Origin of the sequence: Nesterenkonia sedimenti, assembly GCF_012641515.1 — a bacterium.
Taxonomy (GTDB): Bacteria; Actinomycetota; Actinomycetes; order Actinomycetales; family Micrococcaceae; genus Nesterenkonia; species Nesterenkonia sedimenti.
Genome location: NZ_JABAHY010000014.1, coordinates 1 through 25,865 on the forward strand (window position 1 = coordinate 1; position 25,865 = coordinate 25,865).

Below are 25,865 nucleotides of genomic sequence, written 5' to 3' on the forward strand. Positions count from 1 at the left end.
GCTCCACCGGTCTCATATGACTGTTTGTGGTCGATTTCTGCGGCCCAGCCGGATTCGGTGCACCCTGGGGTCTGGCACTGCCCATCCCGGATCAGCACCGCGTTGCGCTGGTGGGCTCGGGCGGTACGTGATTCATAGGTCTTGGTCAGCAGGTTATTGGCCTCGGGGTCGGTCTTGCTGAGCCAAGCATCTCTGTCCGCGGTGTTAGTGGAGGCCGGGGCGGTACGTGATTCATAGGTCTTGGTCAGCAGGTTATTGGCCTCGGGGTCGGTCTTGCTGAGCCAAGCATCTATGTCCGCGGTGTTAGTGGAGGCCGGGGCGGTACGTGATTTGGTGACGGTGAGCACTTCACCAACTCCAATGGTGGGTTCCCCCTCAGCCGCAGAGTCACCGNCCCACTGATCAATGTCCTTAGTGCTGGTGGAGGCCGGTGCTGTACGGGACTTAGTGACGGTGAGGACTTCACCGACACCAGTGGAACCTGAATCTTCGGTTGCAACGTCCTGGGTGACGCCGACGGCGTACCAGTCATGCTTCGCACTGGTATCCGCAGCAATAGCGCGAGCCTCGCTGGCCGGCAGGATCCATGTCCGGTCCCAGCTGATCGCCGGATCATCAGATTCACCGGTCAGTGTTTTGACGGGGATGAGGATCCCGATCTTCGCGGCACCGACTCCGGTGGGTCCCAGCACGAGGCTGGTGGCATCAGGAGTACCTGCGCCCTCTGTGGTCTCAGTCAGCAGAGGCAGCTTCCCGTTCTCGGTGGAGGCGACTTCCGCAGCGGAGGACACGTGTGTTCCCTGTAGTCCGTTAGTCAGGGCTGAAGTGAAGATGTCTGCCATTCGCTGGGTCTGAGTCCGCTCATCTACCGGCTCCCCAGAGTCAGTGGTTGTTGCTTTGCGGGGCATGTTCCGTGCCATGGAGTGCAGCATCTGCTCGATGCTCGCAGCCGCGGTAGTAGCAATCAGCCCATGGAACCGAGTAGTGCCATCATCGAGGTGCTTGAAGGCCACATAATGCTTCTGCTTGCCGCGCTCATAGCGATCCTCGTGGGCCTTGACATCCAGCTGCGGGACCCGCTGTTTCAGCCAGTTATCCAGCTCCGCGGAGTTCATCTCCCGAGCCTTAACCTGGAGCTCACGATCGAGTGTCTCCATCAGCTCCGGGCGGTGCGCGATTCCCTCAATGCAGCGGTTGACCTTCTGAACAGAGGTCAGATCGGTTTCACCCTGCTGATACAGGGCGTAGGTTTCAGGCAGCTTCTCGGCGAGTGTTTCCACACTATCTAGGAGCCGCCGAGCCGTAGGGACTGGGACACCGAGTGCTTCGGCGCATTCTTGGTAGATCTCTTTGATTCGAGCGTTCTTCCGGAAGGAGTGGCTCTCATTGATCTCTTCTATGCGGTGTTCCTTATAGGCCAGCAGGCGGGATACTGCCTCAGCTTCCTCCCGGCGAGAACGCCGGTAGTGCTTGCGGGCAGCTTCGAGTACTGAGTGTGCCTCAGTAGTCGATAGTTTCTTGCCCATGTTCTAAGTGTAGTAGATCACATGTTCTAGTTCAATAGTTCAGGGAAGAAAACTACGAAAGTTTACTGGACATGGTGGCATGAAAGGAGTCGGTCAATGGCTGTCAGTGATGTCCTCTAACCACCCTCGTCAATGCTCTGACTTGAAGACGTGGATGTAGTCAGAGAGGAAAGTGCTGTGGGTGAATGTTGGTTGGTGGGGCGCGGGACCGTGACGAGTCCAAGCTAGGCAGGAAGTAGCCAAGCCCGTTCCGGAATCAGGTCCAAGCGCACCTGACTGCCCTCAGGAATAATCTGGTCCTCAGCGGGATCCATCACCGTAGCCAACAGCCGGCTCTCCCCGCTAGTGAGTTCGTACTCCACACGATCGCCCATAAACACCGCAGCAGTCACTACAGCTGTCGCGGGACCAGACTCCCCCGATTCAGGAGTCAGTTTCAGGGACTCGGGGCGCACCAGGAGGGTGAGGTCCTCAGTCTCCCGAGCCCTCGGATGCGCAGGCACGGTGTAAACCCGGCCCCACAGCTCCACCTCAGCACTGGTCTCATCGGCGCTGCGGCGCTGGATGTCAAAGAAGTTCGCCCTGCCCACGAATCCTGCGACAAAACGGGAAGCAGGACGCCGGTAGATCTCACGGGGCGGACCCACCTGTTCAATGCGTCCTGAGTTCATCACCACCACGCGGTCGCTCATGGCCATAGCCTCGGCCTGATCATGGGTGACATAGAGCGCCGTCGTTCCTAACTGACGCTGCAGTCGACGGATCTCCAAGCGCATATGTTCACGCAACGCGGCGTCGAGGTTACTCAAGGGCTCATCGAAAAGCATGACCTCTGGGCGGGTGACCATCGCACGGGCTAGTGCCACACGCTGCTGCTGACCACCAGAAAGCTGCGCCGGCGCCCGATCCGCATAAGGACTCAGGCTCATCGACTCCAAGGCCTCATCCACCCGTTCATTCACCTGACGAGTCCTGATCCCGGCGGCCTTCAACCCATAGCCCACATTCTCCCGGACGGTCATATGGGGGAAGAGCGCATAGGACTGAAAAACCATGGACACCGGCCGCCTGCTGGGGGACTGGCGCAGCAAGTTCTTCCCGTCCAGGGTCAGTGAACCCGATGTCGGCGTCTCGAACCCCGCCACAGTGCGCAGGATCGTTGTCTTCCCGCAGCCCGAGGGACCCAGCAGCGTGACGAACTCCCCGGGTTCGATCTGCAGGCTCACGCCGTCGACGGCGCGTACATCACTGCCGGGCTCATAGATCTTCACGAGGTCAGTCAGCTCCAGCCGGCCGGAGGCGCTGCGGGTCTGGTGCATTGCCGGCGTCGCAGTTTCGGTGCTCACAGGTGCACACTCCTCATCGGGGTCATTGCGTTCGCTCCTCGGAAGGTCTCCGGATTGCCCGGGTCCCGAGTCGCTCTCTTATCAGCGGACACTGCGCATCCGCTTGGTCAGCAGGTGGATGGCCAACATGGCAATCAGCACAATCACCATCAACACCACACAGTAGGCAAAGGCATTGCCGAACTGACCGCGTTCGACCATGTTGTGGATCTGCTGGGTCAGCAGACGGGCATTCGGGGTGGTTAGGAAGATCACCGCCGAGATCGAGGTCATCGCCGAAGCGAAGGCGTACATCAGTGCGGCCATAAACGCCGGGCGGATCAGCGGCAGAGTGATCCGGCGGAAAGTCCCGGCGCTGGAGACCCCCAGGGATTGGCTGGCCTCCTCGAGGCTGGGATCGATCTGCTTCAGTGCAGCAATACCGACCCGCTGGCCTGAAGGTGTGGAGCTGGAGCAGAAGGCCATCACAATGGCGATCGCCCCGCCGAAGGCCGCCGAACCGCCCACCAGGGTCGGCAGCAGCGGCACCCCGAAGACAGTGGTGGGAGTGGAGTAGCTCAACAGATATCCGATGCCGATTACGGTCCCCGGGATTGCGATACCCAGCATCCCCAGGAAGTCCAGCAGCCCGGCCCCGCGGCGCAGTTTGGTCACCACCAGCCAGGCCACCAGCATGCCCAGCACCCCGGCGATCGGGGTGGCCACCAGCGCCATCCGGATGGTGTGCACCATCGCCTCGGAGCCGATATTGCCGGTGAGCACATATTCGAAGTTGTCCAGGGTGAAGGAGTTGTTGACCCCCAGAATCCGGACGAAGGCACCAACAATGATCGTCCCGTAGAGCAACACCACGGTCGCGGCGAAGAGGTATACCCCCGCCAGCACCGGCAGCACGATGGCGGGCGCCGTCGTCGTCGGGGGTTTGCCTGAAGGCTTACCGGTGACCGAAATATGGGAGCCACGCTGAGCCCAGTACCGCTGGATGATGAAAACAGCGACGGCGGGGATCATCAGTACCAGCGCATAGGCGGCACCACCGGGCAGGTTGTACTGACCGATGATCGCGTTATAGGCGCTGGAGGCCAGCACGGAGTAGTCCCCGCCGAGCACCAGGGGGTTGGAGAGGTCACTGATCGCCTCGACGAACAGCAGCAGGAAGGCGCCACCGAAACCGGGGACCAGCATCGGCAGGGTCACCGTCCGGAAGACCCGCCAGCGGGAGGCGCCCAGCGAGGATGCCGCCTCCTCATGGGCGGGATCCAGCGCCCGGATCATGCCTAAGAGGTTCAGATAGGCCAGCGGCAGATAGCTCAGTGCCAGCACAAAGGTCAGCCCCGGCAGACCGTAGATGAAATCAGACCGCAGACCGAAGAACCCTTCGGTGATCATCCCGGAACGGCCGAACAGTGTGATGGTCGAGGCTGCCACAGCGAATGGCGGGGAAATGATCGGCACCAGGGTCAGCAGATGCACAATCCGTTTCCCAGGGAACCGCATCCGGGCCTGGGCGTAGGCCAACATGAAGGCCACAGCGGTGCCGATAACACCGGTGACCAGACCCAGCACCACCGTGTTGACGAACATACCGCGCTGCACCGGGGAGGTGAAGAACCGCTCCAGCACCGCCCAGCCGTCCTCGGAGAAGGCCTCGCTGAGCACATTGAGCACCGGCAGCCCGATGAGCAGGGTCAGGGCGGCGATGACCAGCAGAAGCATGGCCAGGGTGATCCCGTCCATCCTCCGGCCGGAACCACCCCGACGCCGACGCTTGCTCCGGCCCGGCGGCAGCGTTGCAGCACTGCCGCCGGTTTCGGGGGCCGCCGGGGTCCCTGGGGTGACTGCAGTGACGGACCCAACTGTCATATGTGGATTACTCAGCGTCCTCGTCGGGCTCTTCGGCGATTTCGTCGTCGAACCGCTGGGTCAGCTCGATGCGGTTCTCACCGGCCTGCTCGAAGTCGTAGTCCACGAGGTTGATCTCATCGAGGTCCACCATCCGGTCATCGGAGATGGAGTCGGGGTGGGTCAGGGACTGGTAGTTGCCCTCCTCAGGACCGATGTCCTGGGCAGCGGGGGAGAGGGCCCAGTCGATATAAGCCTGAGCGTTCTCCTCGTTCTGGGTGCCCTCGATCATGGCGACCGCACCGATCTCATAGCCGGTCTCCTCGGGGAAGGAGATGGTGAGGTTGTCGAAGCCCTCCTCGATCTGAGACTGGCAGCCGTGGGCAAACATCAGGGCGCTGGTGACCTCGCCGCGGCCGGCCATCTGGGCCGGGGCGGAACCGGAGCGGGTGTACTGCAGGACGTTCTGGTCTAGCTGGCGCATGTAGTCGATGGCGGCATCCTCACCGCCGAGGCGCTCAACCTGGGTCCACAGCAGAGTGTAGGAAGTCCCCGATGTCGCCGGGTGGGCCATGGAGAGCTCACCGGCATATGCGGGGTCCAGGACATCGTCCCAGGACTCGGGGGCCTCCACGCCGAGCTCATCGAGCCGATCCTGGTTGGAGCAGAAAGCGATGGCGCCCAGGTAGACCCCGGTCCAGTAGCCCTCGGGGTCCTTCAGATCGTCTTCGATCTCATCAGCCATCGGTGACTCATAGGGGGCCAGCAGCCCCTCATCCATGGCGGCGATGAAGGTATCGGCCGGACCACCATGCCAAACATCGAACTCAGGGACCTCACCGCCTGCCTGCAGGCGGGCCAGGGCCTCACCGGCGGAGAGCCGAACGAAGTTGGTCTGCACTCCGGTTTCAGCCTCGAAGGCATCGGCCCAGGCGGCGCAGAGCTCCTCATTGGGGGAGCAGACGAAGGTCAGCTCACCTTCGAGGTCATCGGGAAGGTCAGCCCCGGCGGAGTCGCCGTCGCCGTTTCCGCAGGCGGACAGGATGAGGGCGGCCAGAGCAGTTCCGGCCAGAGTCAGCTGGCGTGAGCGCATGCAGGTGTTCTCCCTTGAATCATCAGGCGCGGGTGATTACGCGTTCTGACGTTAGGGATGCCCCGCAAACCTCCGGCGACTAGAAGGTGAACACCAGCCGAAGTCCAGGAAAAGTTGGGCTCAACCGGCTCAGTCCCGGTAACCGGCCATTTCCTTCAGCCGCGCGATCCGGTCTTCCATCGGCGGGTGAGTGGAGAACATCTGCTTTGCCCGAGGACCGAAAGGGTTGGCGATCATCATATGGGCGTGGGCGTCATGCTTGGGGTCCTCCTGCAGCGGAATCCGGGAGATGCCGTTCTGGAGTTTGTCCAGTGCCGAGGCCAGTGCCAGGGGATCCCCGGAGAGCTCAGCGCCGTCGGAGTCGGCGTCGTACTCACGGGTCCGGCTGATGGAGGAACGGATGAGGCTGGCGGCAATCGGCATCAGGATCACCGCGAGGATCGAACCGATGAGCATCAGCGGGTTCTGCTGCTGACCCCGGCCGCGGCCACCGCCGAAAAGGATGAAGAACTGGGTGATGGTGGTTAGGAAGCCGGCCACGGCCGCCGCCACCGAGGAGATCAGGATGTCCCGGTTGTAGATATGCATCAGCTCGTGGCCGGTGACCGCCCGCAGCTCACGCGGGGTGAGCAGGTTCAGGATGCCCTCGGTGTAGCAGACCACGCCCTTGTTCGGGTTGCGTCCGGTGGCGAAGGCATTCGGGGTGGGGTTCGGGGCGATGAAGATCCTCGGCACCGGCTGCTGGGCCCGGTGGGCCAGCTCCTCGACCATCTCGTAGAGGGCCGGCGCCTGCTCCCGGCTGACGGGGTAGGCACGCATGGCGCGGGTGGCGATTTTGTCGGAGTTCCAATAGGAGTACGCCACCGAGAACACACCGATTCCGGCGAAGACGAAGAGGAATGCCGGACTGTTGGTGGAGTAGGCCACGATGGCGCCCACCAACATCACCATGGCGAACAGGAAGGCAAGCAGTCCCATAGTTCGCAGCCGTCCGTGGTGATGGTGCATCAGTTCACGCTCCTGTTGCCGGGTTGCGGGGCTTTTGCCTAGGTTGAATCTCCCAGTTATCTAGGGATAACGCCATTCTATGACCCCGCTCTTCCCGGGATGACATTGCTCACATTCTGTGCAGGTTGAGCGTTATTTGGTCTGAGTTCACCTGAAGTTCACTTTCGGCTGTCACTGTGCAATGGAACGAAGAACTGGACCGCTCCAGTACACCTGGTCGGTCGCCTGATATTCAGGAAACGGAGACTCATGGCTGTTCTGCCCGCGCCGGAGAAGGTGCAGACCTCCCACGCAACCACCGATCCCGGTGTTGGCCACACCCAGTCCCCCGCTCCAGTTCCAGCACGCCTGGGCCGGAAGCTCTCCCCGCGTGCCCATGCCATCCTCAATTGGCTGACCGTCGCGGTATGTGTCTACGTCCTGATCACAGCCGTGAGCGTGATCGGCTCCGGCTTCTCCCTGGCAGCTGGCGACCGTGCCGCCGAGCTCTTCGAATTCGCAGCCAACCCGCTGGTCGGGCTGATGGTTGGCATTGTCGCTACTGCGCTGACGCAGTCCTCCTCGACCACCACTTCGGTGACCATCGGTCTGGTGGCCGGCGGGCTGCCCCTCGGCGTGGCCGTGCCGATCATCCTGGGCGCGAACATCGGCACCACCCTGACCAACACCCTGGTCAGTATGGGAATGGTGCGGGATAAGGAACAGTTCCGCCGCGGATTCGCCGCCGCGACTGTGCATGACTTCTTCAACCTGCTGGCCGTGGTGATCTTCCTGCCCCTGGAAATCGCCTTCAGCCTCCTGGAGCGCCTGGCCTCCGCGGCCGCAGGTATGCTCTCCGGTGCCGAGGCCGGCCTGCTCAACAGCGTCTTCGACGGTATCGAAACTGTAGTCAAGGGTGCGACCACCCCGCTGGCTGACTTCATCGCCTACAGCCTCAGCTGGCTGCCGGGTCTGTGGGCCGGTGTGGCGATGATCGTTGTCGCCATTGCACTGATCCTGGCAGTCATCAACCTCATCGGCCGCAAACTCAAGGCCCTGCTGGTCGGCCGGGCGCAGCGGGTGCTGAACTCCGCTGTAGGTCGCGGTCCCATCACCTCCATCGGCTCAGGTGCCATGGTGACTGTGATGGTCCAGTCCTCCTCGACGACGACGGCTCTGATGGTTCCGCTGGCAGGCTCTGGAACGCTGACCCTGCGGCAGATCTATCCCTTCACCCTGGGCGCGAATATCGGCACCACCATTACTGGTCTGGTCGCAGCCTTCGCCTTCGATGGTCCCATGGGCACTATCGCGCTGACCGCCGCCCTGGTTCACCTCTTCTTCAACGTCTTCGGCACTGCCGTCATCTATGGGATCCCGGGCATCCGGAAGCTTCCCCTGAAGGGTGCCCAATGGCTCTCCAACCTCGCCGCCGAGCGCAAGGTCGCAGCATTCGCCTGGGTATTGGCCGTGTTCATCGGTCTGCCGCTGGCACTGATCTTCTTGCTTTAGAGTTCCGGTGGCTCTGAACTCCCACGATAGATTCGCTCAGAGTTCATCTCCTATTCACTGTATAGACCTGGAACGTATCACCTGAATCCCTAGTCTCCCTGAGCGTAAGCCGCTGGTCTCCAGCTGGCGGAACCCACACCTCGAGGAGCAGGGGATGTCCCAGACCACTGTCGACGTTGTTGCAGAGGCAGAGCCCGAGGCCACCACACTGCCCCGGAGCCCCTTCGAAAGGTTCGGCCTTCAAGGAACTGCCCTGAGCGTTGCGAACTGGCTATCCGTTGCAGCGGCAATCTACGTGTTGATCACCGCGGTGAACGTGATCGGCTCCGGATTCAAACTCGCCACCGGGGATCAGGCCGAGACTCTCTTCGAGTTCGCCTCCAACCCCTTGGTGGGGCTGATGATCGGTGTGGCCGCTACGGCGCTGACTCAGTCCTCATCCACAACCACCTCGGTGACTGTGGGCATGGTGGCCGGCGGACTGCCGTTGATGGTGGCTGTGCCGATCATCATGGGTGCCAATATCGGTACCACTCTGACCAATACCCTGGTCTCGCTGGGCATGGTTCGGGATAAAGAGCAGTTCCGCCGCGGTTTCGCCGCCGCGACCGTGCACGACTTCTTCAACCTCATCGCCGTGGTGATCTTCCTGCCCCTGGAGATGATCTTCGGTCTGCTGCAGCGAATCTCCACCTCCATCGCGGATTCCACAGCAGGCGCCGAAGCAGGTCTGATCAACACGATTTTCGACGGCATCGGAACTGTTGTCAGCACTGTCACAAGCCCCCTGGCAGACGGTATCGAATACTCCCTGAGCTTCCTGCCCGGGGCCTGGCACGGGATTATCATGATCGTCGTCGCCATCGTGCTGATCCTGGCTGTGATCAACTTCATCGGCAAGCAGCTGAAGATCCTGATGGTCGGCAGAGCCAAGGCGGTCCTGCACACCGCCATCGGCCGCGGCCCGGTCACCAGCATCGGCTCCGGTGCCGTGATCACCGTCATGGTCCAGTCCTCCTCCACCACCACAGCCCTGGCGGTACCCCTGGCCGGATCCGGGGCATTCACCATGAAGCAGATCTACCCCTTCACCCTCGGCACCAATTATCGGCACCACTATCACCGCCCTGGTGGCGGCCTTCGCCTTCGACGGGGTTGAGGCCACCGCCGCACTGACTGCGGCCCTGGTGCACCTGATGTTCAACCTCTTCGCGGTCATTGTGATCTTCGGTCTGCCGGTGATCCGGGACCTGCCGCCGAGGGGAGCGACCTGGCTGGCCAATCTCGCAGCCGAACGCAAGATCTATGCCGGTATATGGGCACTAGGTGTCTTCGTTGTGCTGCCGCTGATCCTGATCTTTGCCACCACCGCATTCTGACCGCTGCCGCACCATATGAGCTAAGGACCACTGATGAGCGAAAACCAAGAGTACGACGTCGAATCCCGCCTGGAACGTGTGCTGCGTGAGGCTGAGGCATCCATCCTGGAGCTGCGTGCTGAGCTCACTCGCATCCAGTCAGAGCGCCGTCAGCATGAAGAGATCGAAAAGTTGGAGGAGCATCTCGCTAACGCCACTGTCCGTTGGTCCGAGGCCAAGGAGTTCCTGCAAATCATGATCACCGAACTGCGCGGGGCCGATGAGCGGTCCAGGGAGTCGGCAGAAGCAACCGGGGAGGAGAAGTGAGAATGCGACATCAGGCTGCAGCCGGCGTCCTCGGCGTTCTTGCCCTGACCGCCTGTGGCGGCGATGCGGAGGCCAGCGGGGACCCCATTGTGGCCCGTGGCTCGGCCACTGTCGCGCCGATCACTGAGCTGATCGCCGCCGATGGCGGTTTCGATGTGGAGGTCAACGCCGATGGCACCACCACCGGTTTTGAAGCCTTCTGCTCCGGGGATGTGGATATCAACAATGCCTCCGAGGCGATCCCCGGACCCGAAGCTCAGACTGATTTCCTCAGCCAGTGTGAGCAGAACGGTGTGGAGTTCATCGAGCTGCCCATCGGCCTGGATTCCCTGACCGTGGTGCGCAATCAGGCCAACGACTTCGCCGGTGACCTCACCATGGAGGAGCTGCAGGCGATCTGGGAACCCGGCTCCGAGGTCACCACCTGGTCTGATCTGCGCTCGGAGTGGCCGGACGAGGAGATCGTGCTGGCCGGACGTCCTTCCGGGTCGGGAACCTTCGATGTCTTCACCCACTATGTAGTCGGCGAGACCGGCGGGATCCGCGATGACTAGCAGAAGACTGACGACCTCGATCAGCTGGCCACCTGGATCTACGAGGATGAGAACGCACTGGGCTTCATGGGTATCGGCAACTACTACACAGCCGCCGATGACGAGGTGCGCGATCAGCTCTCCTCGGTCAGCATCGACGGTGTGGCCCCCACCCTGGAGAACGCCCAGAACGGCAGCTACACTCCGCTGGCCCGCCCCCTGTTCATCTACGTCAACCTCGAATCCCTGGAGGAGAACGAGGACCTGGAGGAGTTCGTCTCCTACTACGTGGAGAACGCCTACGAGATCATGCCGCGCACCTTCTTCTACCGTCTGACCGAGGACGACTACGAGAGCGTGCGGCACCGGCTGGAGACCCGGACCACCGGCTCCCTCTACGAGGGTGATCCCTTCCGCGAGGAACCGGTGGGCGAACTGCTGGACTGACTCCGAAGTCCGGGGCTGGCCCCCCGTCTGGAAAAATCAAGTCCTGCGATGAGGCCCCGATCTGGTTGACAAACCATGACCGGGACCTCATTGAGGCAGAACCAACTATGAACTAAGCGGGGGTAGCGAGGGTGGGCTCACCCTGCTGTATTTCCTCGCTTTTGCTCTTCTTGCGCAGTTTCCGACGCTCGGCTTTGCCCAGTCGGCGGTTGAGGCCCAGCACAGCGATCAGCAGGACCCCAAAGGTGAATTCAGCCGCGAAGCTGGCACCGTCCCAGCGGCCCAGTGCCATGTTGATCCCGGTCTGGACCTGCTGCATCCCAACTACGGCCAGTAACACGAGCAGTACCCGACCCTTGCCGCCATAGGGATCCACGCCGCTGAGCACGGCGATCAGGATCGCTAGGATCAGCCAGGATGACCCGAAGGACACATTGGCCGCGTTGGAGCCTGCGAACATCACTAGTCCGGCGATCGAGGCGATGAACCCGCTGAGCATATAGGTGCGGACCTGGACCTTCTCCACCTCTAAACGGGCGAACCGACTGACCTTATCCGAGGCGCCCACGGCGTACATCTTGAAGCCGAAACGAGTCTTGGTGGTGATAATGGCCAGCGCCAGCACCACAATGACGAACAGCAGGAACGAGACAGGGACCATGGCAATGGTGCCCGAACCTAAGAACCCCAAAGACCCGGTGCCGAACTGGGTGGCCCCGCCAGTGACACCGGTAGCGATACCGGTGAACAGGGCCATCGTGCCCAGAGTAATCGGGATCGGATGAACCCGCAGCTGAGAGACGAGGGTTCCGTTGATCACCCCGGCGATCACCCCCACGGCCAGACAGGCGGCAACGCCCACCAGGGAGGCTCCGGGGGCACCTAACGAGGGCTCCAGGGCAGTGCTTGTCATCGCTGCGGCAATCGCCCCGGCGTTGGCCACCGCCACGATTGAGAGGTCAATCCCGCCGATCAGGAAGGTCAGCGAGACGCATAGGGCTAACAGACCCAGAGGCGCCATCTGACTGGCCATGGAGAGGACATTCCTCAAGGTGGGGTAGGTGCTCGGGGCCAAGATGCTGAGGATAACGAAAAGTAGCACCACCAGCGCTATGAGCGCGATGACATACTGCCTGCTTCCCAGACGTGCTTCCATTAGTTGCTCACCACCATTCCGCGGGCTTTTTCAATACGACGCTGTCTCAGGGCCGGAATACCCAGACCCAGTAGCAGGAAGATACCGACGAAGGCATGCCGCCAGGCCGAGGGGATTCCCACCAGCACCAGACTTGCCGCAACCATCGTGATCAGGATGACCCCGAGCATGGTGCCCAGCACAGAGCCACGACCGCCGGTGACAGCAGCCCCGCCGAGCACTACAGCTGCCAAGGCATCCATCTCCACGCCGACAATCGTGAAGGGATCTGCCGCCCGGTTTAGTGCACCGCTCATAATCCCCGCGAGCCCGGCAAGCGCACCGGCCAGGACGAAAGCGCTGATCTTCACCGGAGTGACGGCTACCCCCAGCCTCCTGGCGGCAACTTCGTCATCGCCCACTGCATACATGCTTTTGCCCCAGGTGGTGGAGCGCAGTGCCCAGGCCAGCAGCACGGCGATGACAATCAGCACTGCTACCGAGACATGGAAGGGTGCCGGACGCCCGCCGGTCTCCAAGGTGAACAGCTGAGCCGTGGAGAACTCGCTCATCTTTGCCGGAAGCTCCCGAAGTCGATCCGAACCCACAAAGGCCAGCAGTCCGCCCCGGAACAGGGTGAGCGTGCCCAGCGTGACGATTAGTGAGGGTAACTTCAGGATCGTGACGAGAGTGGCGTTGACGAGGCCGAAAACTGCTCCGATGACCACCGCAAGCACGGCAGCAAGTAGGAAAGGCCCGTGGTAGTTCAGCTCCAGCAGCGCCACTGAGGTGATGTACATCGAAGCCACGGCGGTGGCTGAGACCGAGACATCGATACCGCCAGTGATCATCACCAGCAGCAGGCCTAGGGACAGCAGCCCCAGGACCACTGCACTCCGCCCGATGCCGAACATATGGGCAAATGAGAAGAACTGCGGCGCCAGCATGCCGAAGACAATAGCCAGTACCAGGATGACTGCCGCGAGGAGAAGCTCACGACTTCCCAGAAGTCGCTTGATCATGACCGTCCCCCTTCGCTGATGATATCGATGAGTGTCTCTTCGGAGAGGCTGTCCGCGCTACGCCGGTCTATGATCCTGCCCTCGTGGATGAAGACCAAGTCATCACAGATGCTCAGCAACTCTGCCGGCTCATCGGAGATCACTAGGAAGGCGGTTCCCTCATCGGCGGCGTTGCGGACCACGTCATGGATATCCGCGCGGGAACCGATGTCTACACCCACGGTGGGGTTGTTCAGGATAACCACATCCGGCTCCGGGGCTAGGGCACGGGCTAGCAGCACACGCTGCTGATTGCCTCCGGAAAGCGATGAGACCGGGTGGCTGACATCAGGGGTCTTGACGCGCAGCTTGCTGCGCCAGTCATCCGCCAGCTCACCGATCTTCGATGGAGAGACAGTGCCGCGAGGGGTCACCACACCGTCGAGATGGTTCGTGACAATATTGTCCGCGATGGACCAGTCCAGGAAGAGGCCTTCAGTGAGCCGGTCATCAGGCACATACTGCAAGCGGTTGTCAGCCCGCCGGTTCTCTACTGATTCACCGTGGATCCTCACGGTGCCGCGCTCGGCCCGGACCAGTCCGGCGACTGAGAGACCGATTTCAATCCGTCCTGATCCGACAAGTCCGGCCAGGCCAAGGACGCGTCCGCGGTGCATGCTGAAATCAATGTCATGGAAACTCGAGGCCAAGCCCAGCCCCCGCACTTCTACCACCGGCTCAGACTCTTCCTGAGCGGGTGTCTCACGCCGGTTGTTCTCCACCAGCCCTCCGGTCATCAGCTCAGCGATACGTTCTTGGCTGTATTCGCCGGCCCTTCCGGTAGAGATCAGTTGCCCGTCACGGAGCACGGTGACGTCGTCGGCGACTGAGGTTACTTCACGCAACTTATGCGAGATAAAGACAAAAGATAGTCCCTGCTGACGGAGCCGGTCTACGGTCTCCAGCAGTTGGTCAATCTCTCGGCTGGTCAGCGAGGCGGTCGGCTCGTCCATAAGGATGATCTTTCCGTCCGAGGAGACGGTGCGGGCGATGGCGACCAGCTGACGCTCAGCGGTGGAGAGGTCCCCCAGTCGCGTGCCTGGATCGATGTTCAGGTCCAAAGCTGCCAATGCCTCAGAGGCCTTCTTGCGGGCTTTGCGGTTACTGACCGGGATTAGCACGGAACGATTGCCCTGGAAGACGACATTCTCGGCCACGCTCATATTCGGGAACAGTGCGAGGTCCTGATAGATCACCCGGACTCCGTGCTGGATGGCAGTTCGGGGGTCGATGCTGCTGAGCACCCTCCCCTCTACGCTCACGGTGCCCGAGTCCTGGGCTTCGACCCCGGCGATGATCTTGGTCAACGTGGACTTGCCGGAGCCGTTCTCACCCACCAGGCAATGGACGGTGCCGGGGCGTACGGTGAAGTCCACGTTGTCAAGTGCGGTGACCTCGCCGTAGGTCTTGGTAATACCCTGTGCGATCACGGCCGAGGGGCCGCCGGCCTCCAGAACCGACGACCCCGCAGCGTTAGCTGACGAATCAGAAGTCATATTCGTCTGCGTTATCCGCCGTCACCGTAATCCAGGCCTCGTCACCGTAGATCACGCCATCCTCAATGGTAATGGTCTCGTAGCCCTCGACGCCCAGGTCCATGCCGTCTTCGATCTCTTCACCGTCCAGGACCAATTGGGCCACGGCGTTCATCGCGTAGGCGGCATCGGCCGGGTCCCAGAAGGTGATCGCGTCGATGCTGCCGTTCTCAAGCCCGGCGCGGGCGTCGTTAGCTGTGGAGGTGCCGACCACGGCGATGTCATCTTCCAGACCGGCCTCATCCACAGCCTGACCGACACCGACTACGTCGGTGGAGGCTGAGCCCTGAACCCCGGCGATGTTCGGGTAGGCCGAGAGCAGCTCCTGCATGCGCTCATAGGCGACCTGAGAGTCATCGGAGGTTTCGATGAGGTCACCGACCCGCTCCATCTCCGGGTAATTCTCCTGTTGGTGAGCCTCAGCGGCTTCCACCCAGGCCATATGGGTGGCAGAGCTCAGGGAGCCGACCATCAGGGCGTACTCGCCCTCCTCACCCATCCGGGAGGCAAGCTCATCCATCAGGTGGCGGCCGTAGTCCTCGTTGCGGAAGGCCTCGATATCCCAGTCGGCATTCTCGATCTCAGGGGCCTCATGGGTGATGACCACAACATCCTCATCCATGGCCTGGCCAAGGACCTGCTCTACAGCATCGGGCTGGAAGGGCACCACTGCTAGGGCGTCGACATCGGAGGCCAGGAGGTCCTCGATGACCCGCACCTGCGCGTTGGCGTCAGCCTGGCCGGAGCCCTGCATATAGGCGTCCACCCCGGTCTCCTCGGCGAAAGTGTCGGTGCCCTCGCCCAGCCGGTCAAACCAGGAGATTCCGGTCAGTTTCGGGACTGTAACGATCGTGGGGCCTTCACCGTCACCACCGCCGTTGGTGCCGGGTTCAGCTGCTGGGTCGACGCCTTCATCATCTAGGCTGCCGCAGGCAGTGAGCATCAGGGGAAGCGCGGCAGCCGCGGCGATAGCGGTGCGGACTCCCCGGCGGGACAGGATATTCATAGTGCGATTCCTCTCATCGGTGAGATATCCGGCCCGTGGAGTTCGCGGGCCGGGAGTTTAGATCTGGGCATGAGTCCAGGCTCAGAGTTCAGCGACGACTTCCTCGATCAACCGCAACACCGCTACTGAGCCTGGGTCGCGGTGACCTGCACTGCGCTCGCCCACCCAGGCGGCCCGGCCGCGCTGGGAGGTGCGTTTGGCCCCCTCTTCCACGGTGGCCTGGGCAGTACGCATTGTGGAGTTGGCAAGGGTTTCTTGGTCGCCTTCTTCGGTGGTGAGGGTACGGCCGACGGCATCCAGAACATCGACGACTGTTTTATCCCCGACCTGAGCCCCTCCCCGTTCTTGGATGCGTACAGTCAGTGCACGTACTGCACTAGCCAGTTCGGAGGTATCGAAGGTATTTGATTGGCTCAGTGACTGCGCTGCGGCGATCAGCCCCCCGCCCAGTAAGGCAGCGAAGGTAGAGGGGTTTGCGCTGGAGAAGGCTGCACCTGCGGCTTTGAAGATTTCGGCGGGGTGGGCATCGACCGGCAGCTCCTTGACTGCTTGATATACAGAAGCAGCTCCACTGGAGACCGTGATGCCTAGATCGCCGTCGCCTAGGGCAGAGTCAAGCTCCCGGAGCTCGTCAGCATGACGAGGGAGGCGTTCTGTAACCGCCAGCAGAATTTCCCGGAGTCGGCCGGGTTCTTCCATGGTGCGGATCTGTGCCGACTGTGACGTTGTCTTGCTGGTCACACGGGGTTGATTGAGATTAGTCTGCGGGACAGTAGTCTCTGCTGCACCTTGTTGGAAGAAAGGTGACTTCGCGGGAGCATCAATAAGCTCGGCAAGCTCTTCATCCAGGTGCAAGATAGACAGAGAAGCCCCTGCCATCTCCAGGCTGGTGGCGTATTCACCGATGTATTTGCGGTGGATTTCTACGCCACGATCAGTCAAAACCTTATGCACGCGGCGGTAGATGAGGTAGAGCTCTTCCAGAGGTGTGGCACCCAGGCCGTTGACTAGAACGACCACCCTATCTCCGGCGGTGAGTTTTATCTCGGTGAGGATTTCGGCCAGGAACCGGTCTGTGATCTCATCGGCGCTCTCCAGCTCTCCCCGGTGTTGTCCGGGTTCTCCGTGAATACCGATGCCGACTTCCATCTCACCCTCGTCCAAGGTGAAGGTGGGCTCACCGGCTGCAGGCAGAATCGTGGGGGATAGACCTACTCCCATCGTGCGGGTGCGATTTACGGTGCGTTGGGCGATCTCGGTGACTTTCTCAAGGTCATCACCGCGTTCGGCAGACGCGCCGGCGGTTTTGTAGGCGAAGATCAAGCCTGCTACCCCTCGCCGAGTATCGGCCTTTTCCGCAGGGGCCGAGACGATGTCGTCGGTCCCCAGCACAGTGGTTGTCGTAATTCCCTCGCTGGCAGCAAGGTCGCCGGCGAGGTCGAAGTTGTAAACATCCCCCCCATAATTACCGTAGAGATAAAGGACCCCCGACCCGTCGTCGCTGGCCGCGGTAGCTGCGTACATCTGCTCTGCGGAAGGCGAAGAAAAGACATTACCTACGGCTACCCCGGAACATAACCCTCGACCGACGTACCCAAGGAACAATGGCATGTGACCTGAGCCTCCGCCAGTGACAATGCCGACTTTTCCGCCGGTTCCAGCATCAGCCCGTACCAAGGCTCGGTTGTCTGGGGAGACTGCGCGCAATTCGTCGGGGTGGGCGAGCAGAAGCCCTTCGACAACTTCATCGACAAAGGTTGCCGGGGCGTTGATGATCTTCTTCACGGCAGTGATCCACTCCTTTGTGATCGACGCGCCAGCCTCTTGTTAGCGGGCGCCGGGTGCCTCTTTAGCTTGAAAGTGTAATCGATTTCTGTGAACCTTGTCACGTGACAGATCCAGTTTTCGTCGGTGTAGACATCGGTACGTCTAGTAGCAAGGGTGTCTTGGTCTCTCGGAGTGGAGAGATTCTTCGGTCTGCAGTTCGTTCTCATGAAGTCAATCGTCCATCCCCCGGCCACTTTGAGATGGACCCGGACGTGTGGTGGCAAGAGTTTCAGGCGATTGTCGCTGAACTTACGGGGGATCTCAGCAGCCTGAGTCAGAATAAGGCCGTCGAGGTTGCGGCAGTGGGAGTCTCTGGAATGGGCCCGTGTGTCGTATTAACTAACGAGTGGGGTGACCCTGTGCGTCCGGGCATCCTGTACGGGGTGGACTCTCGCGCGCGGGACCAAATTACAGTCTTGGATGCAGAGATGGGTCGCGACGAGATTCGTCAAAGGTGTGGTTCTGCGCTAAGTAGCCAGGCGGCTGGCCCAAAGATCTTGTGGGTCCGAGACAATGAGCCGGAGGCGTATGGAAAGGCTAGGAAGTTTTTCATGCCTGCATCCTTCTTAGTTCATAAGTTGACGGGTGCCTACGTGTTGGACCATCACTCCGCGTCCCAATCCACCCCGCTCTACGACCCCCGGACTCATGAGTGGATTCCAGAGTGGGCTGACCGAGTAGCCCCTGGCATCGAGCTGCCTCGACTGCAGTGGGCAGGTGAACTGGCTGGGCGAACTACAGTCCGCGTTGCGGGGGTTCCGGAAGGCACGCCGGTGGTAACCGGCACTATTGACGCCTGGGCAGAGGGGTATAGTGCTGGAGCGCACAGACCCGGTGATCTTATGCTGATGTATGGGACCACGATGTTCCTTATATCAACGGTGACGGAGCCGCTGATTAGTGATTCGATGTGGGGGACGGTCGGGGTTCTGCCGGGAACTCACTGTCTGGCTGGAGGAATGGCAACCTCGGGGGCAATCACTGGGTGGGTCCGTGATCTGACCGGTGCCGACTACCCCCAACTCATTCACGAAGCCGCTGGCTCGCCGCCTGGAGCCAACGGCTTAATGGTTCTGCCTTACTTTGCGGGGGAACGAACACCCGTGCAAGATCCTGATGCTCGCGGTGTCATTGCGGGGCTGACCCTCAACCACACCCGCGGAGACATGTACCGTGCGGTCTTGGAAGCCACGGCATACGGCGTGCGACATAACTTGGAGGTTATGCGCGCGGCGGGGGCTGACGTAGATCGTGTAGTCGCTGTCGGGGGAGGAACTCAGAGCAGTTTGTGGCCCCAGATCGTCACGGATGTGACGGGACTGCCGCAAATGATTCCATCAGTCACGATCGGCGCCAGCTACGGGGCTGCAGCTTTAGCCGCGGGGATGGTCATCGACATTGATCTTGACTCATGGAATCCGCCGGGTACTGAGTGCGCGCCTGAACTGGAGGCCACTGAGGTATATAACGCGCTTTATTCGGTCTACCGCGATCTTTATCCCGCCACCCAGGAAGTCGTTCACACATTAGTGAACCTAACTACGTCATGAGGCTTCTGGGGCAGGATAGAGATCATGACGGGAGACACTAGTAAGACGGCCTACCTTGTAGCATCCGGAGACTTGCGGGAGTCCGCGAATATTAGCGGATGGTCCGCCCAGGAAGCTCTGGAGACACTGTTACACGAGGTCTTCGCTGAATATGGGTGGTCACTGGTCCGCGCTAATCCTGTAGATCCCACGACGGGCCATGGGTTTATTACAAGCCAACGGATGGGCTTCGACGTGTTCCATGCCATACCCAAGCAGGCTCCAGTTGTTGTGGCTGAGGCAGTCTGGCAGTACTCCCATCATGTGCTCGGCGGGCTTCGCAGCCACCGTGGCCCGGTCCTCACCGTAGCGAACTTCGTAGGTGACTGGCCAGGATTGGTGGGGTTGTTGGGCCTAAATGCTGGTCTAACCAAAATGGGTCGTGACTACTCTACGACCTGGACTGTGGATGGAATAGACGAGTGGTTCCGTAGCTGTATCCAGGACTGGATTTCCACGGGGACTATCCGACACGACACTTCACATGTTCGCCCCCTGCGGCAATTGCCCCAGATCCCGGAGGTTGACCTTGGGAAGAAGCTTGCCAGGGAACTCCTCAGCCACAAGGCCATCATCGGCGTCTTTGACGAAGGATGCATGGGTATGTACAACGCCATCTTTGATGACGATCTGCTTAACCGTATCGGCATCTATAAGGAGAGGCTCTCCCAATCAGCCCTTTGGGCGGAGATGCAGCAGGTCGACGACTCAGAAGCAGACGATGTGCAGAAGTGGCTTGAAGATGCGGGCATGAGGTTTTTTCTTGGGAGCGATGAAAGTACAGAACTGACGAAAAGCCAGCTGCGGTGGCAGCACAAGATGTACATCGCTGCGCTGCGAATTGCGGATGATTTTCAAGTCGATGCGATTGGAATCCAGTATCAACAGGGGCTGAAGGACTTGGCCCCGGCCTCTGATCTGGCAGAGGGCCTGCTGAATAACGTGCAGCGGCCACCTGTTACCTCGCGGGATGGATCGCGAGTTCTGTGGGATGGTCAGGCCCTTCCACATTTTAATGAGGTGGATGAGGGTGCCGCTGTTGATGCCTTGGTGACAAACCGCATTTGGCGGGCATTGGGGCACGATCCTGCGACCACCCTCCACGATATTCGTTGGGGCGAACAGTACAACGGAGATTTTGTTTGGGTTCTTGAAATCTCCGGGAGCGTTCCCCCATCCCACTTTGAGAAGGGGTATGCCGAAGCCGAAGGTTGGCGGCAGGATCCAATCTTTTTCCCAGCAGGCGGGTCCACTATAAATGGCGTGTCTAAACCTGGTGAAATTGTTTGGTCACGGGTGTACGTGGCTAAGGGAAAATTAAATGTTGATATTGGTAGGGCCACAGTCGTAAAGCTTCCCGCAAGTGAGACTCGAAGGCGTAAAGAGGCTACAAATCCTGAGTGGCCGATTATGCACGTCGTGTTGCACGGAATAACCAGGAATCAGTTCATGGCGCAACACAAGGCGAATCATGTCAGCGTTGCCTACCTGCCCAGCATAGATAGTGCGGATCGGGCTTTGTGGGGGAAGGTCGCCATGTTTGGAGAATTGGGTATTGATGTGAATTTATGCGGAGAAATTAAGCTGCCTCAGGAATTTGATGTCTAAGATTAGCGATGTTGCCAGACGGGCGAATGTCTCCGTTGCGACAGTTTCTCGAGTCTTGAATGGGAAGAAGGTGCGTCCGCACTATAAGGCGGCTGTAGAACGTGCTATCGCGGAGCTCGAATATACTCCTAATCGGACAGCGCGTTCATTGCGCAAGAAAAATTCTGAGCTTCTCGCTTTAATAATCCCTGACATCGAGAATCCCTTCTTCACTGCTTTAGCGCGGGGAGTTGAAGACGTTGCCCATGAAGCAAATCTCTCAGTGGTGCTTTGCAATACGGATGAAGAATTAGAGAAGCAAGATAAATATCTGCGCGTCGCAGAAGAGGAAAATGTTGCTGGCGTCATTTTGGCGCCCTGTGGAAATTCTTCCTACCTCGAGAAATTGGTTTCTAATGGTCTTTCGGTAGTCGGGGTCGATCGAGCACTAGACGAGGTCGACATTGATCAGGTGACGTTTGACAACCATGCCCTCGGGAAGGAAGCTGCACTGGCGTTAGTTGAACGCGGATATAAGCGAATCGCTTGCATAACAGGTCCTCAGGGAACTCCTACTGCAGTGGATCGTGCCAAGGGCTGGGTCGAAGCGTTATCTGGTAGTGAGGCAGAGCTTTTCGGTGATCTGTTGAAGCACACCAATTTCCGTGCTGATGGCGGGGAAAGTGCAATGCTGGAATTGCTCCGGCATCCCCAACCACCTGACGCAGTCTTGGCGACTAACAATCTCATAGGAGTTGGGGCACTGAGGGGGAGAATATCAATGAAGGAGCACGGAATCGGTGTCGCTGTCATTGGAGATCTGCCCTTCATGGCAGAGGGCCTCGATGGGGTCGACTTCGTCAGCCTTAATCCGAAGGAGATGGGGCTAAAAGCCGCGTCTCTTCTGTTGTCGAGATTACGGGGCGAGAGTAAGTCGCCAGTTCATGTCATACAGCCGATATGACTTATTGCTCGGGACTGCCCGTGGCGGCTCTTATATTTGCCTGATTGAATGAACCTATGAGTTCATCTGCGCAGACTGTGGCCGAAGTTCTTGACCAGGCACCTGTATGGGATGGTCACAACGATCTCCCCTGGGCGCTGCGGGAACGGTATGACTACTCCGTGACCAGCTCCGGGCTGGCGGAGGGCAATGCTGACCTGCACACCGATATCCCCTCCCTGCGGGCAGGTGGGCTCGGTGCCCAGTTCTGGTCGGTCTACGTACCTTCCAGCCTCACCGAGCCGGAGTCCGTGACCGCCACACTGGAGCAGATCGACTGCGTCTACCGGTTGGTCGAGCAGTTCCCGCAGGACTTTGCGGTGGCTGATTCCGCCGATGGAGTCCGTGCGGCCTGGGATCAGGGCAAGATCGCCTCCCTGCTCGGTGCCGAGGGCGGGCACTCCATCAATGAGTCCTTAGGCACCCTGCGGATGATGCGCCGACTGGGGGTCACGTACATGACCCTGACCCATAACGACAACACCTCTTGGGCGGCCTCGGCCACCGGAGAGCCGGTCAACTACGGACTGACCGCATTCGGCCGCGAAGTGGTCGCAGAGATGAACCGGATCGGCATGCTGGTCGACCTCTCCCATGTGGCACCGACGACCATGCGCGATGCTCTGGAGGTCTCCACCAAACCGGTGATCTTCTCCCATTCCAGCTGCCAGGCCGTCCACGACCACCCCCGGAATGTCCCCGACGACATCCTGGGCCAGCTGGCCACCAACGGGGGCGTGCAGATGGTGACCTTTGTGCCCGGGTTCATCACCGCGGACAAAGAGAACGCAGGGATCGACGACGTCGTCGCCCACCTCGAACACGCCCGCGAAGTCGCCGGTATTGAGCACATCGGCCTCGGCGGTGACTATGACGGGATCCCCGCTGGGCCCAAGGGTCTGGAGCGGGTGGACAGCTACCCCCGGCTGCTGGAGGCGCTGGCGGATAAGGGCTGGTCCAAGGCCGATCTCGCAGCGCTGACCAGCGGTAATATCCTCCGCGCCCTGGGCGACGCTCAAAGCTAGTCCCGGGGCCGGGCACATGTCCCGGCCCCTCTCGGCCGCGTCACCGCGGCCTTCACAGCCTAAAGTCGCTGCCTCGCTCCGCTCGCAGCTCACAGAAAAGCGGTGGGTCGGAGCCTTCGACACCGGGGGATCCCTTGTGGCGAGGCTTTCAGCGAAGCCGAAAACTCGCGAAGGAGGAGGTGTCGAGGCGGAGGGGTACCCACCGCTTTTCGACAAGTTTCCCCGCCGCCGGGACCAACTCAGCGCATGTTGATGAACTGGAGGTCGGCGTCCTCGAAGCCTTTGAGCATGGAGATGACCTCCTGTAGATCATCGCGGGACTTGGAGCTGACCCGCAGCTCATCGCCCTGGATCTGAGCCTTGACTGACTTCGGGCCCTCATCGCGGATCTGCTTGGAGATCTTCTTGGCGGTGGGCTGGTCGATGCCCTCTTTGATCCGGCCCTCGATCCGGTAGGTCTTACCGGACTGCTTCGGCTCCGAGGCCTCATAGGACTTCAGGGAGATACCGCGCTTGATCAGCTTGTACTCCAGGACATCATTGGCCGCCTTGACCCGTTCCTCGGCATTGGCGGTGATCACGATGACCTCGCCCTGCTGTTCCACCGAGGCATCGGTGCCCCGGAAGTCATAGCGCTGGGTGATTTCCTTGGCGGCCTGGTTCAGGGCGTTGGCAACCTCCTGGGGGTCCACCTTGGAGACAATATCGAACGTCGATTCCTTGGCCATGGGATTCCTTATAGGTCGTGAGGGGTTCTATGTCTGTTTATGAAGTCTACTTTCCCGGGCCACGGCCAGCTGTCCTCGTCGTTTATGTACACTCAACACAGCAGCGCGCATGCGAAGCCTCGCGCCTGGCGACGAACTGACCGGGCACCGCTGCGAACACCTGTACACAGCCGTGTGCTCTCAGTGTGTGTTCGCAGATGCGAGGACTCCCTGGGGGCGTGACCCATGAAAGGACAGCAGCTCGGTGTCCGGCGCACAGCGTCCGTCTCCGAGTGGTGCACCATGCGTCTTCTCTTTTCTTCACAGCATATTCAGCGTGACGCTGCTCTGACCGCGGCGGTGTTGCCGCGATGATCGGGGTGACATTCTCCATTGAGAAAACTCGCTTCGACGAGACCTACCAGCCCCTCGAGGGCACTCGCCTTACCACCAATTTCGCTAACCTCGCTCGTGGTGAGAATCGGCAGCAGAACCTCCGCAGGGCCCTGCGGATGATCGATGACCGGTGCAATGAGCTGGCGTCCCAGGACAATGAGAACGGGAACCGTTACGGCGTTGACCTCGATATCGTCTCGGTGAACCTTGAACTTGAGGAATCCCAGGGCACAGCCTCTTTCCCGGTGATCGAGATGCTGCAGACCACCATTGTGGACCGGCGTCTGAACCAGCGGTTCGAAGGAATCGTTGGCAATAACTTCTCCTCCTATGTCCGCGATTTCGACTTCAGTGTTCTGCTGCCCCAATACGCGAAGAGTGATTCCGGGCTGCCGGAGGACTTCGGCGAACTGCACGGAAATATATTCAAAGGTTTCCTGAGCTCCCAGGCCTATACCGAGCAGTTCAGCAAACCGCCGGTGATCTGCATCAGTGTCTCCACTAGTAGGACCTACCAGCGCACTGGGTATCAGCATCGGGTGCTGGGGGTGGAATACCAGCAGGATGAGTTCTCCCTGACGGATCGGTACTTCGCGAAAATGGGTATGCGGGTCCGTTACTTCATGCCGCCCAATAGTGCTGCGCCGCTGGCCTTCTACTTCCTCGGCGATCTTGTGGAGGACTACACGGATCTGAAGCTGATTGCCACGATCAGCACCATGGAGACCTTCCAGCGGATCTACCGGCCCGAGATCTACAATGCGAACACACCGGCGGGGGAGAGCTATCAGCCCACCTTGAAGCATGCCGACTATGCGGCCACTGGGATCGTCTATGACCGGGAGGAACGTTCCAGGCTCGGTGCGGAGCAGGGCAAATTCGCCCAGGAGAACCTCATCACTCCGCACCGGAACACTCTTGAGCAGTGGTCTGCTCGCTACTCGGACTATCACCACCAACTGCAGGGAATCACATCATGAACAAGCTGCTCCCCACCACCTCCGCCGGCAGTCTGCCCAAACCGTCCTGGCTGGCCCAGCCCGAGACCCTCTGGTCGCCCTGGAAGCTTGAGGGTGAGGAACTCACCGAGGCTAAACGGGACGCCTTGCGCCTGGCCCTGGCTGATCAACGGGCCGAGGGCATCGATATCGTCAGCGACGGCGAACAGACCCGCCAACATTTTGTGACCACCTTCATTGAGAACCTCAACGGTGTGGACTTCGAGAACCGGAAGGTTGTGCGAATCCGCGACCGTTACGATGCCTCAGTGCCTGTGGTGGTCGATGACGTCTCCCGGAAGGGACCTGTCTTTGTTGCCGATGCTGAGGTGCTGCGAGCATCCACCGATGCGCCGATTAAATGGGCACTGCCTGGGCCGATGACCATGATCGACACGCTCTATGACGACCGCTATGGCAGCCGTGAGGAGCTGGCCTGGGTATTCGCGGAGATCCTTAACCAGGAGGCCAAGGAACTGGCCGCTGCCGGGGTAAACATCATCCAGTTCGACGAGCCTGCTTTCAACGTCTTCTTCGACGATGTGAAGAACTGGGGTGTAGCCGCCCTGGAACGGGCAGCCGAAGGGCTCAGCTGCGAAACCGCTGTGCATATCTGCTACGGCTACGGTATTGAGGCCAATAACAACTGGAAGAAGACTCTGGGCTCGGAGTGGCGCCAATATGAGGAGACCTTCCCCAAACTCCGCCAGTCCAGCATTGACATCATCTCCCTGGAGTGCCACAACTCCCGGGTGCCGGTGGATCTCCTGGAACTGGTGCGCGGGAAGAAGCTGATGGTCGGGGCCATCGATGTGGCCAGTACCGACGTGGAGACTCCGGAGGAGGTCGCTGCGACTCTGCGCAAGGCCCTGCAGTTCGTCGACGCTGAGAATCTCTGGCCCTCCACCAACTGCGGTATGGCGCCCCTGCCGCGGCACGTGGCCCGTGCCAAGCTCGGAGCATTGAGCGCCGGCGCGGAAATCGTTCGCAACGAATTTTCTTCCTGAAATCCCGGACCGACGAAA

23 protein-coding genes are annotated in these 25,865 nt (G+C 60.4%); 12 read left to right on the forward strand and 11 right to left on the reverse strand.

The annotated features are described in order from the left end of the window. The 5 genes from HGQ17_RS12145 to HGQ17_RS12165 all read right to left on the reverse strand — a co-directional run. Positions 1–1,526, reverse strand: a 1,526-nt coding sequence (locus tag HGQ17_RS12145; protein WP_168888216.1) for an HNH endonuclease signature motif containing protein, incomplete at its 3' end; no start/stop codon positions are given. A gap of 224 nt (positions 1,527–1,750) precedes the next feature. Further along, a complete protein-coding gene (locus HGQ17_RS12150) occupies positions 1,751–2,872 on the reverse strand; it encodes an ABC transporter ATP-binding protein (RefSeq protein WP_324615279.1) in 1,122 nt (373 codons plus the stop codon). 81 nt (positions 2,873–2,953) lie between these two features. Continuing rightward, positions 2,954–4,735 carry an ABC transporter permease gene (locus tag HGQ17_RS12155; RefSeq protein WP_168888217.1) on the reverse strand — a complete coding sequence of 594 codons (1,782 nt, stop codon included), beginning with the start codon at positions 4,733–4,735 and terminating at the stop codon, positions 2,954–2,956. Positions 4,736–4,742: 7 nt separating this feature from the next. Beyond that, positions 4,743–5,807, reverse strand: a complete 1,065-nt coding sequence (locus tag HGQ17_RS12160) for an ABC transporter substrate-binding protein (protein ID WP_168888218.1) — start codon at positions 5,805–5,807, stop codon at positions 4,743–4,745. Positions 5,808–5,936: 129 nt separating this feature from the next. Further along, on the reverse strand, positions 5,937–6,815 hold the full coding sequence (locus HGQ17_RS12165) for a M48 family metalloprotease (RefSeq protein WP_168888219.1): 879 nt from the start codon (positions 6,813–6,815) through the stop codon (positions 5,937–5,939). Between the two features lie 249 nt (positions 6,816–7,064). Here HGQ17_RS12165 and HGQ17_RS12170 point away from each other — a divergent pair, with 249 nt between their 5' ends. The 6 genes from HGQ17_RS12170 (at position 7,065) to HGQ17_RS12190 (ending at position 10,971) form a co-directional block, all read left to right on the forward strand. Next, positions 7,065–8,306, forward strand: coding sequence for a Na/Pi symporter (locus HGQ17_RS12170; RefSeq protein ID WP_168888220.1), 1,242 nt, complete (start codon positions 7,065–7,067; stop codon positions 8,304–8,306). A gap of 154 nt (positions 8,307–8,460) precedes the next feature. Continuing rightward, a complete protein-coding gene (locus HGQ17_RS12175; protein ID WP_229503542.1) occupies positions 8,461–9,465 on the forward strand; it encodes a Na/Pi symporter in 1,005 nt (334 codons plus the stop codon). Continuing rightward, positions 9,437–9,685 (forward strand): hypothetical protein, encoded by a 249-nt coding sequence (locus HGQ17_RS15380; RefSeq protein WP_229503543.1) that lies wholly within the window; start codon positions 9,437–9,439, stop codon positions 9,683–9,685. The genes HGQ17_RS12175 and HGQ17_RS15380 overlap by 29 nt, the downstream gene beginning before the upstream one ends. Before the next feature lie 33 nt (positions 9,686–9,718). Beyond that, positions 9,719–9,991, forward strand: coding sequence for a hypothetical protein (locus tag HGQ17_RS12180; protein ID WP_168888221.1), 273 nt, complete (start codon positions 9,719–9,721; stop codon positions 9,989–9,991). A 2-nt stretch (positions 9,992–9,993) separates the two neighbouring features. Beyond that, the gene (locus HGQ17_RS12185; RefSeq protein WP_168888222.1) at positions 9,994–10,545 is read left to right on the forward strand and encodes a substrate-binding domain-containing protein; all 552 of its coding nucleotides are present in this window, start codon (positions 9,994–9,996) and stop codon (positions 10,543–10,545) included. 66 nt (positions 10,546–10,611) lie between these two features. Next, entirely contained in the window at positions 10,612–10,971 is a 360-nt protein-coding gene (locus HGQ17_RS12190; protein WP_168888223.1) for a type 2 periplasmic-binding domain-containing protein, read from the forward strand. 112 nt (positions 10,972–11,083) lie between these two features. On the opposite strand, the gene HGQ17_RS12195 is transcribed toward HGQ17_RS12190, so the two are convergent. The 5 genes from HGQ17_RS12195 to HGQ17_RS12215 form a co-directional block, all read right to left on the reverse strand. After that, a complete protein-coding gene (locus HGQ17_RS12195; protein ID WP_168888224.1) occupies positions 11,084–12,046 on the reverse strand; it encodes an ABC transporter permease in 963 nt (320 codons plus the stop codon). A gap of 80 nt (positions 12,047–12,126) precedes the next feature. After that, positions 12,127–13,128: an ABC transporter permease gene (locus tag HGQ17_RS12200; protein WP_168888225.1), complete on the reverse strand. Its 1,002-nt coding sequence runs from the start codon at positions 13,126–13,128 to the stop codon at positions 12,127–12,129. Next, a complete protein-coding gene (locus HGQ17_RS12205; RefSeq protein WP_168888226.1) occupies positions 13,125–14,663 on the reverse strand; it encodes a sugar ABC transporter ATP-binding protein in 1,539 nt (512 codons plus the stop codon). The genes HGQ17_RS12200 and HGQ17_RS12205 overlap by 4 nt, the downstream gene beginning before the upstream one ends. Next, positions 14,653–15,708 carry an autoinducer 2 ABC transporter substrate-binding protein gene (locus HGQ17_RS12210; protein WP_229503544.1) on the reverse strand — a complete coding sequence of 352 codons (1,056 nt, stop codon included), beginning with the start codon at positions 15,706–15,708 and terminating at the stop codon, positions 14,653–14,655. The genes HGQ17_RS12205 and HGQ17_RS12210 overlap by 11 nt, the downstream gene beginning before the upstream one ends. Positions 15,709–15,789: 81 nt before the next feature. Further along, positions 15,790–17,493 carry a dihydroxyacetone kinase family protein gene (locus tag HGQ17_RS12215; protein ID WP_168888227.1) on the reverse strand — a complete coding sequence of 568 codons (1,704 nt, stop codon included), beginning with the start codon at positions 17,491–17,493 and terminating at the stop codon, positions 15,790–15,792. Between the two features lie 104 nt (positions 17,494–17,597). On the opposite strand from HGQ17_RS12215, the gene HGQ17_RS15750 reads away from it, so the two are divergent. The 4 genes from HGQ17_RS15750 (at position 17,598) to HGQ17_RS12235 (ending at position 22,739) form a co-directional block, all read left to right on the forward strand. Continuing rightward, positions 17,598–19,085, forward strand: coding sequence for an FGGY-family carbohydrate kinase (locus HGQ17_RS15750; protein ID WP_168888229.1), 1,488 nt, complete (start codon positions 17,598–17,600; stop codon positions 19,083–19,085). Positions 19,086–19,307: 222 nt separating this feature from the next. After that, positions 19,308–20,732, forward strand: coding sequence for a fucose isomerase (locus HGQ17_RS12225; RefSeq protein WP_229503545.1), 1,425 nt, complete (start codon positions 19,308–19,310; stop codon positions 20,730–20,732). After that, a complete protein-coding gene (locus HGQ17_RS12230) occupies positions 20,725–21,675 on the forward strand; it encodes a LacI family DNA-binding transcriptional regulator (protein WP_168888231.1) in 951 nt (316 codons plus the stop codon). Before HGQ17_RS12225 ends, HGQ17_RS12230 begins: the two co-directional genes overlap by 8 nt. Before the next feature lie 56 nt (positions 21,676–21,731). After that, positions 21,732–22,739 (forward strand): dipeptidase, encoded by a 1,008-nt coding sequence (locus tag HGQ17_RS12235; RefSeq protein WP_168888232.1) that lies wholly within the window; start codon positions 21,732–21,734, stop codon positions 22,737–22,739. Between the two features lie 239 nt (positions 22,740–22,978). Here the strand turns inward: HGQ17_RS12235 and HGQ17_RS12240 are convergent, their stop codons facing one another. After that, complete coding sequence (locus HGQ17_RS12240) at positions 22,979–23,467, reverse strand: YajQ family cyclic di-GMP-binding protein (RefSeq protein ID WP_168888233.1); 489 nt, start codon at positions 23,465–23,467, stop codon at positions 22,979–22,981. A gap of 359 nt (positions 23,468–23,826) precedes the next feature. Between HGQ17_RS12240 and HGQ17_RS12245 the strand changes: the two genes are divergently transcribed. Then, positions 23,827–24,822 (forward strand): putative oxygenase MesX, encoded by a 996-nt coding sequence (locus tag HGQ17_RS12245; RefSeq protein ID WP_324615280.1) that lies wholly within the window; start codon positions 23,827–23,829, stop codon positions 24,820–24,822. Next, a complete protein-coding gene (locus HGQ17_RS12250) occupies positions 24,819–25,847 on the forward strand; it encodes a methionine synthase (RefSeq protein WP_168888235.1) in 1,029 nt (342 codons plus the stop codon). Before HGQ17_RS12245 ends, HGQ17_RS12250 begins: the two co-directional genes overlap by 4 nt. The last annotated feature ends 18 nt before the right edge of the window (positions 25,848–25,865 follow it).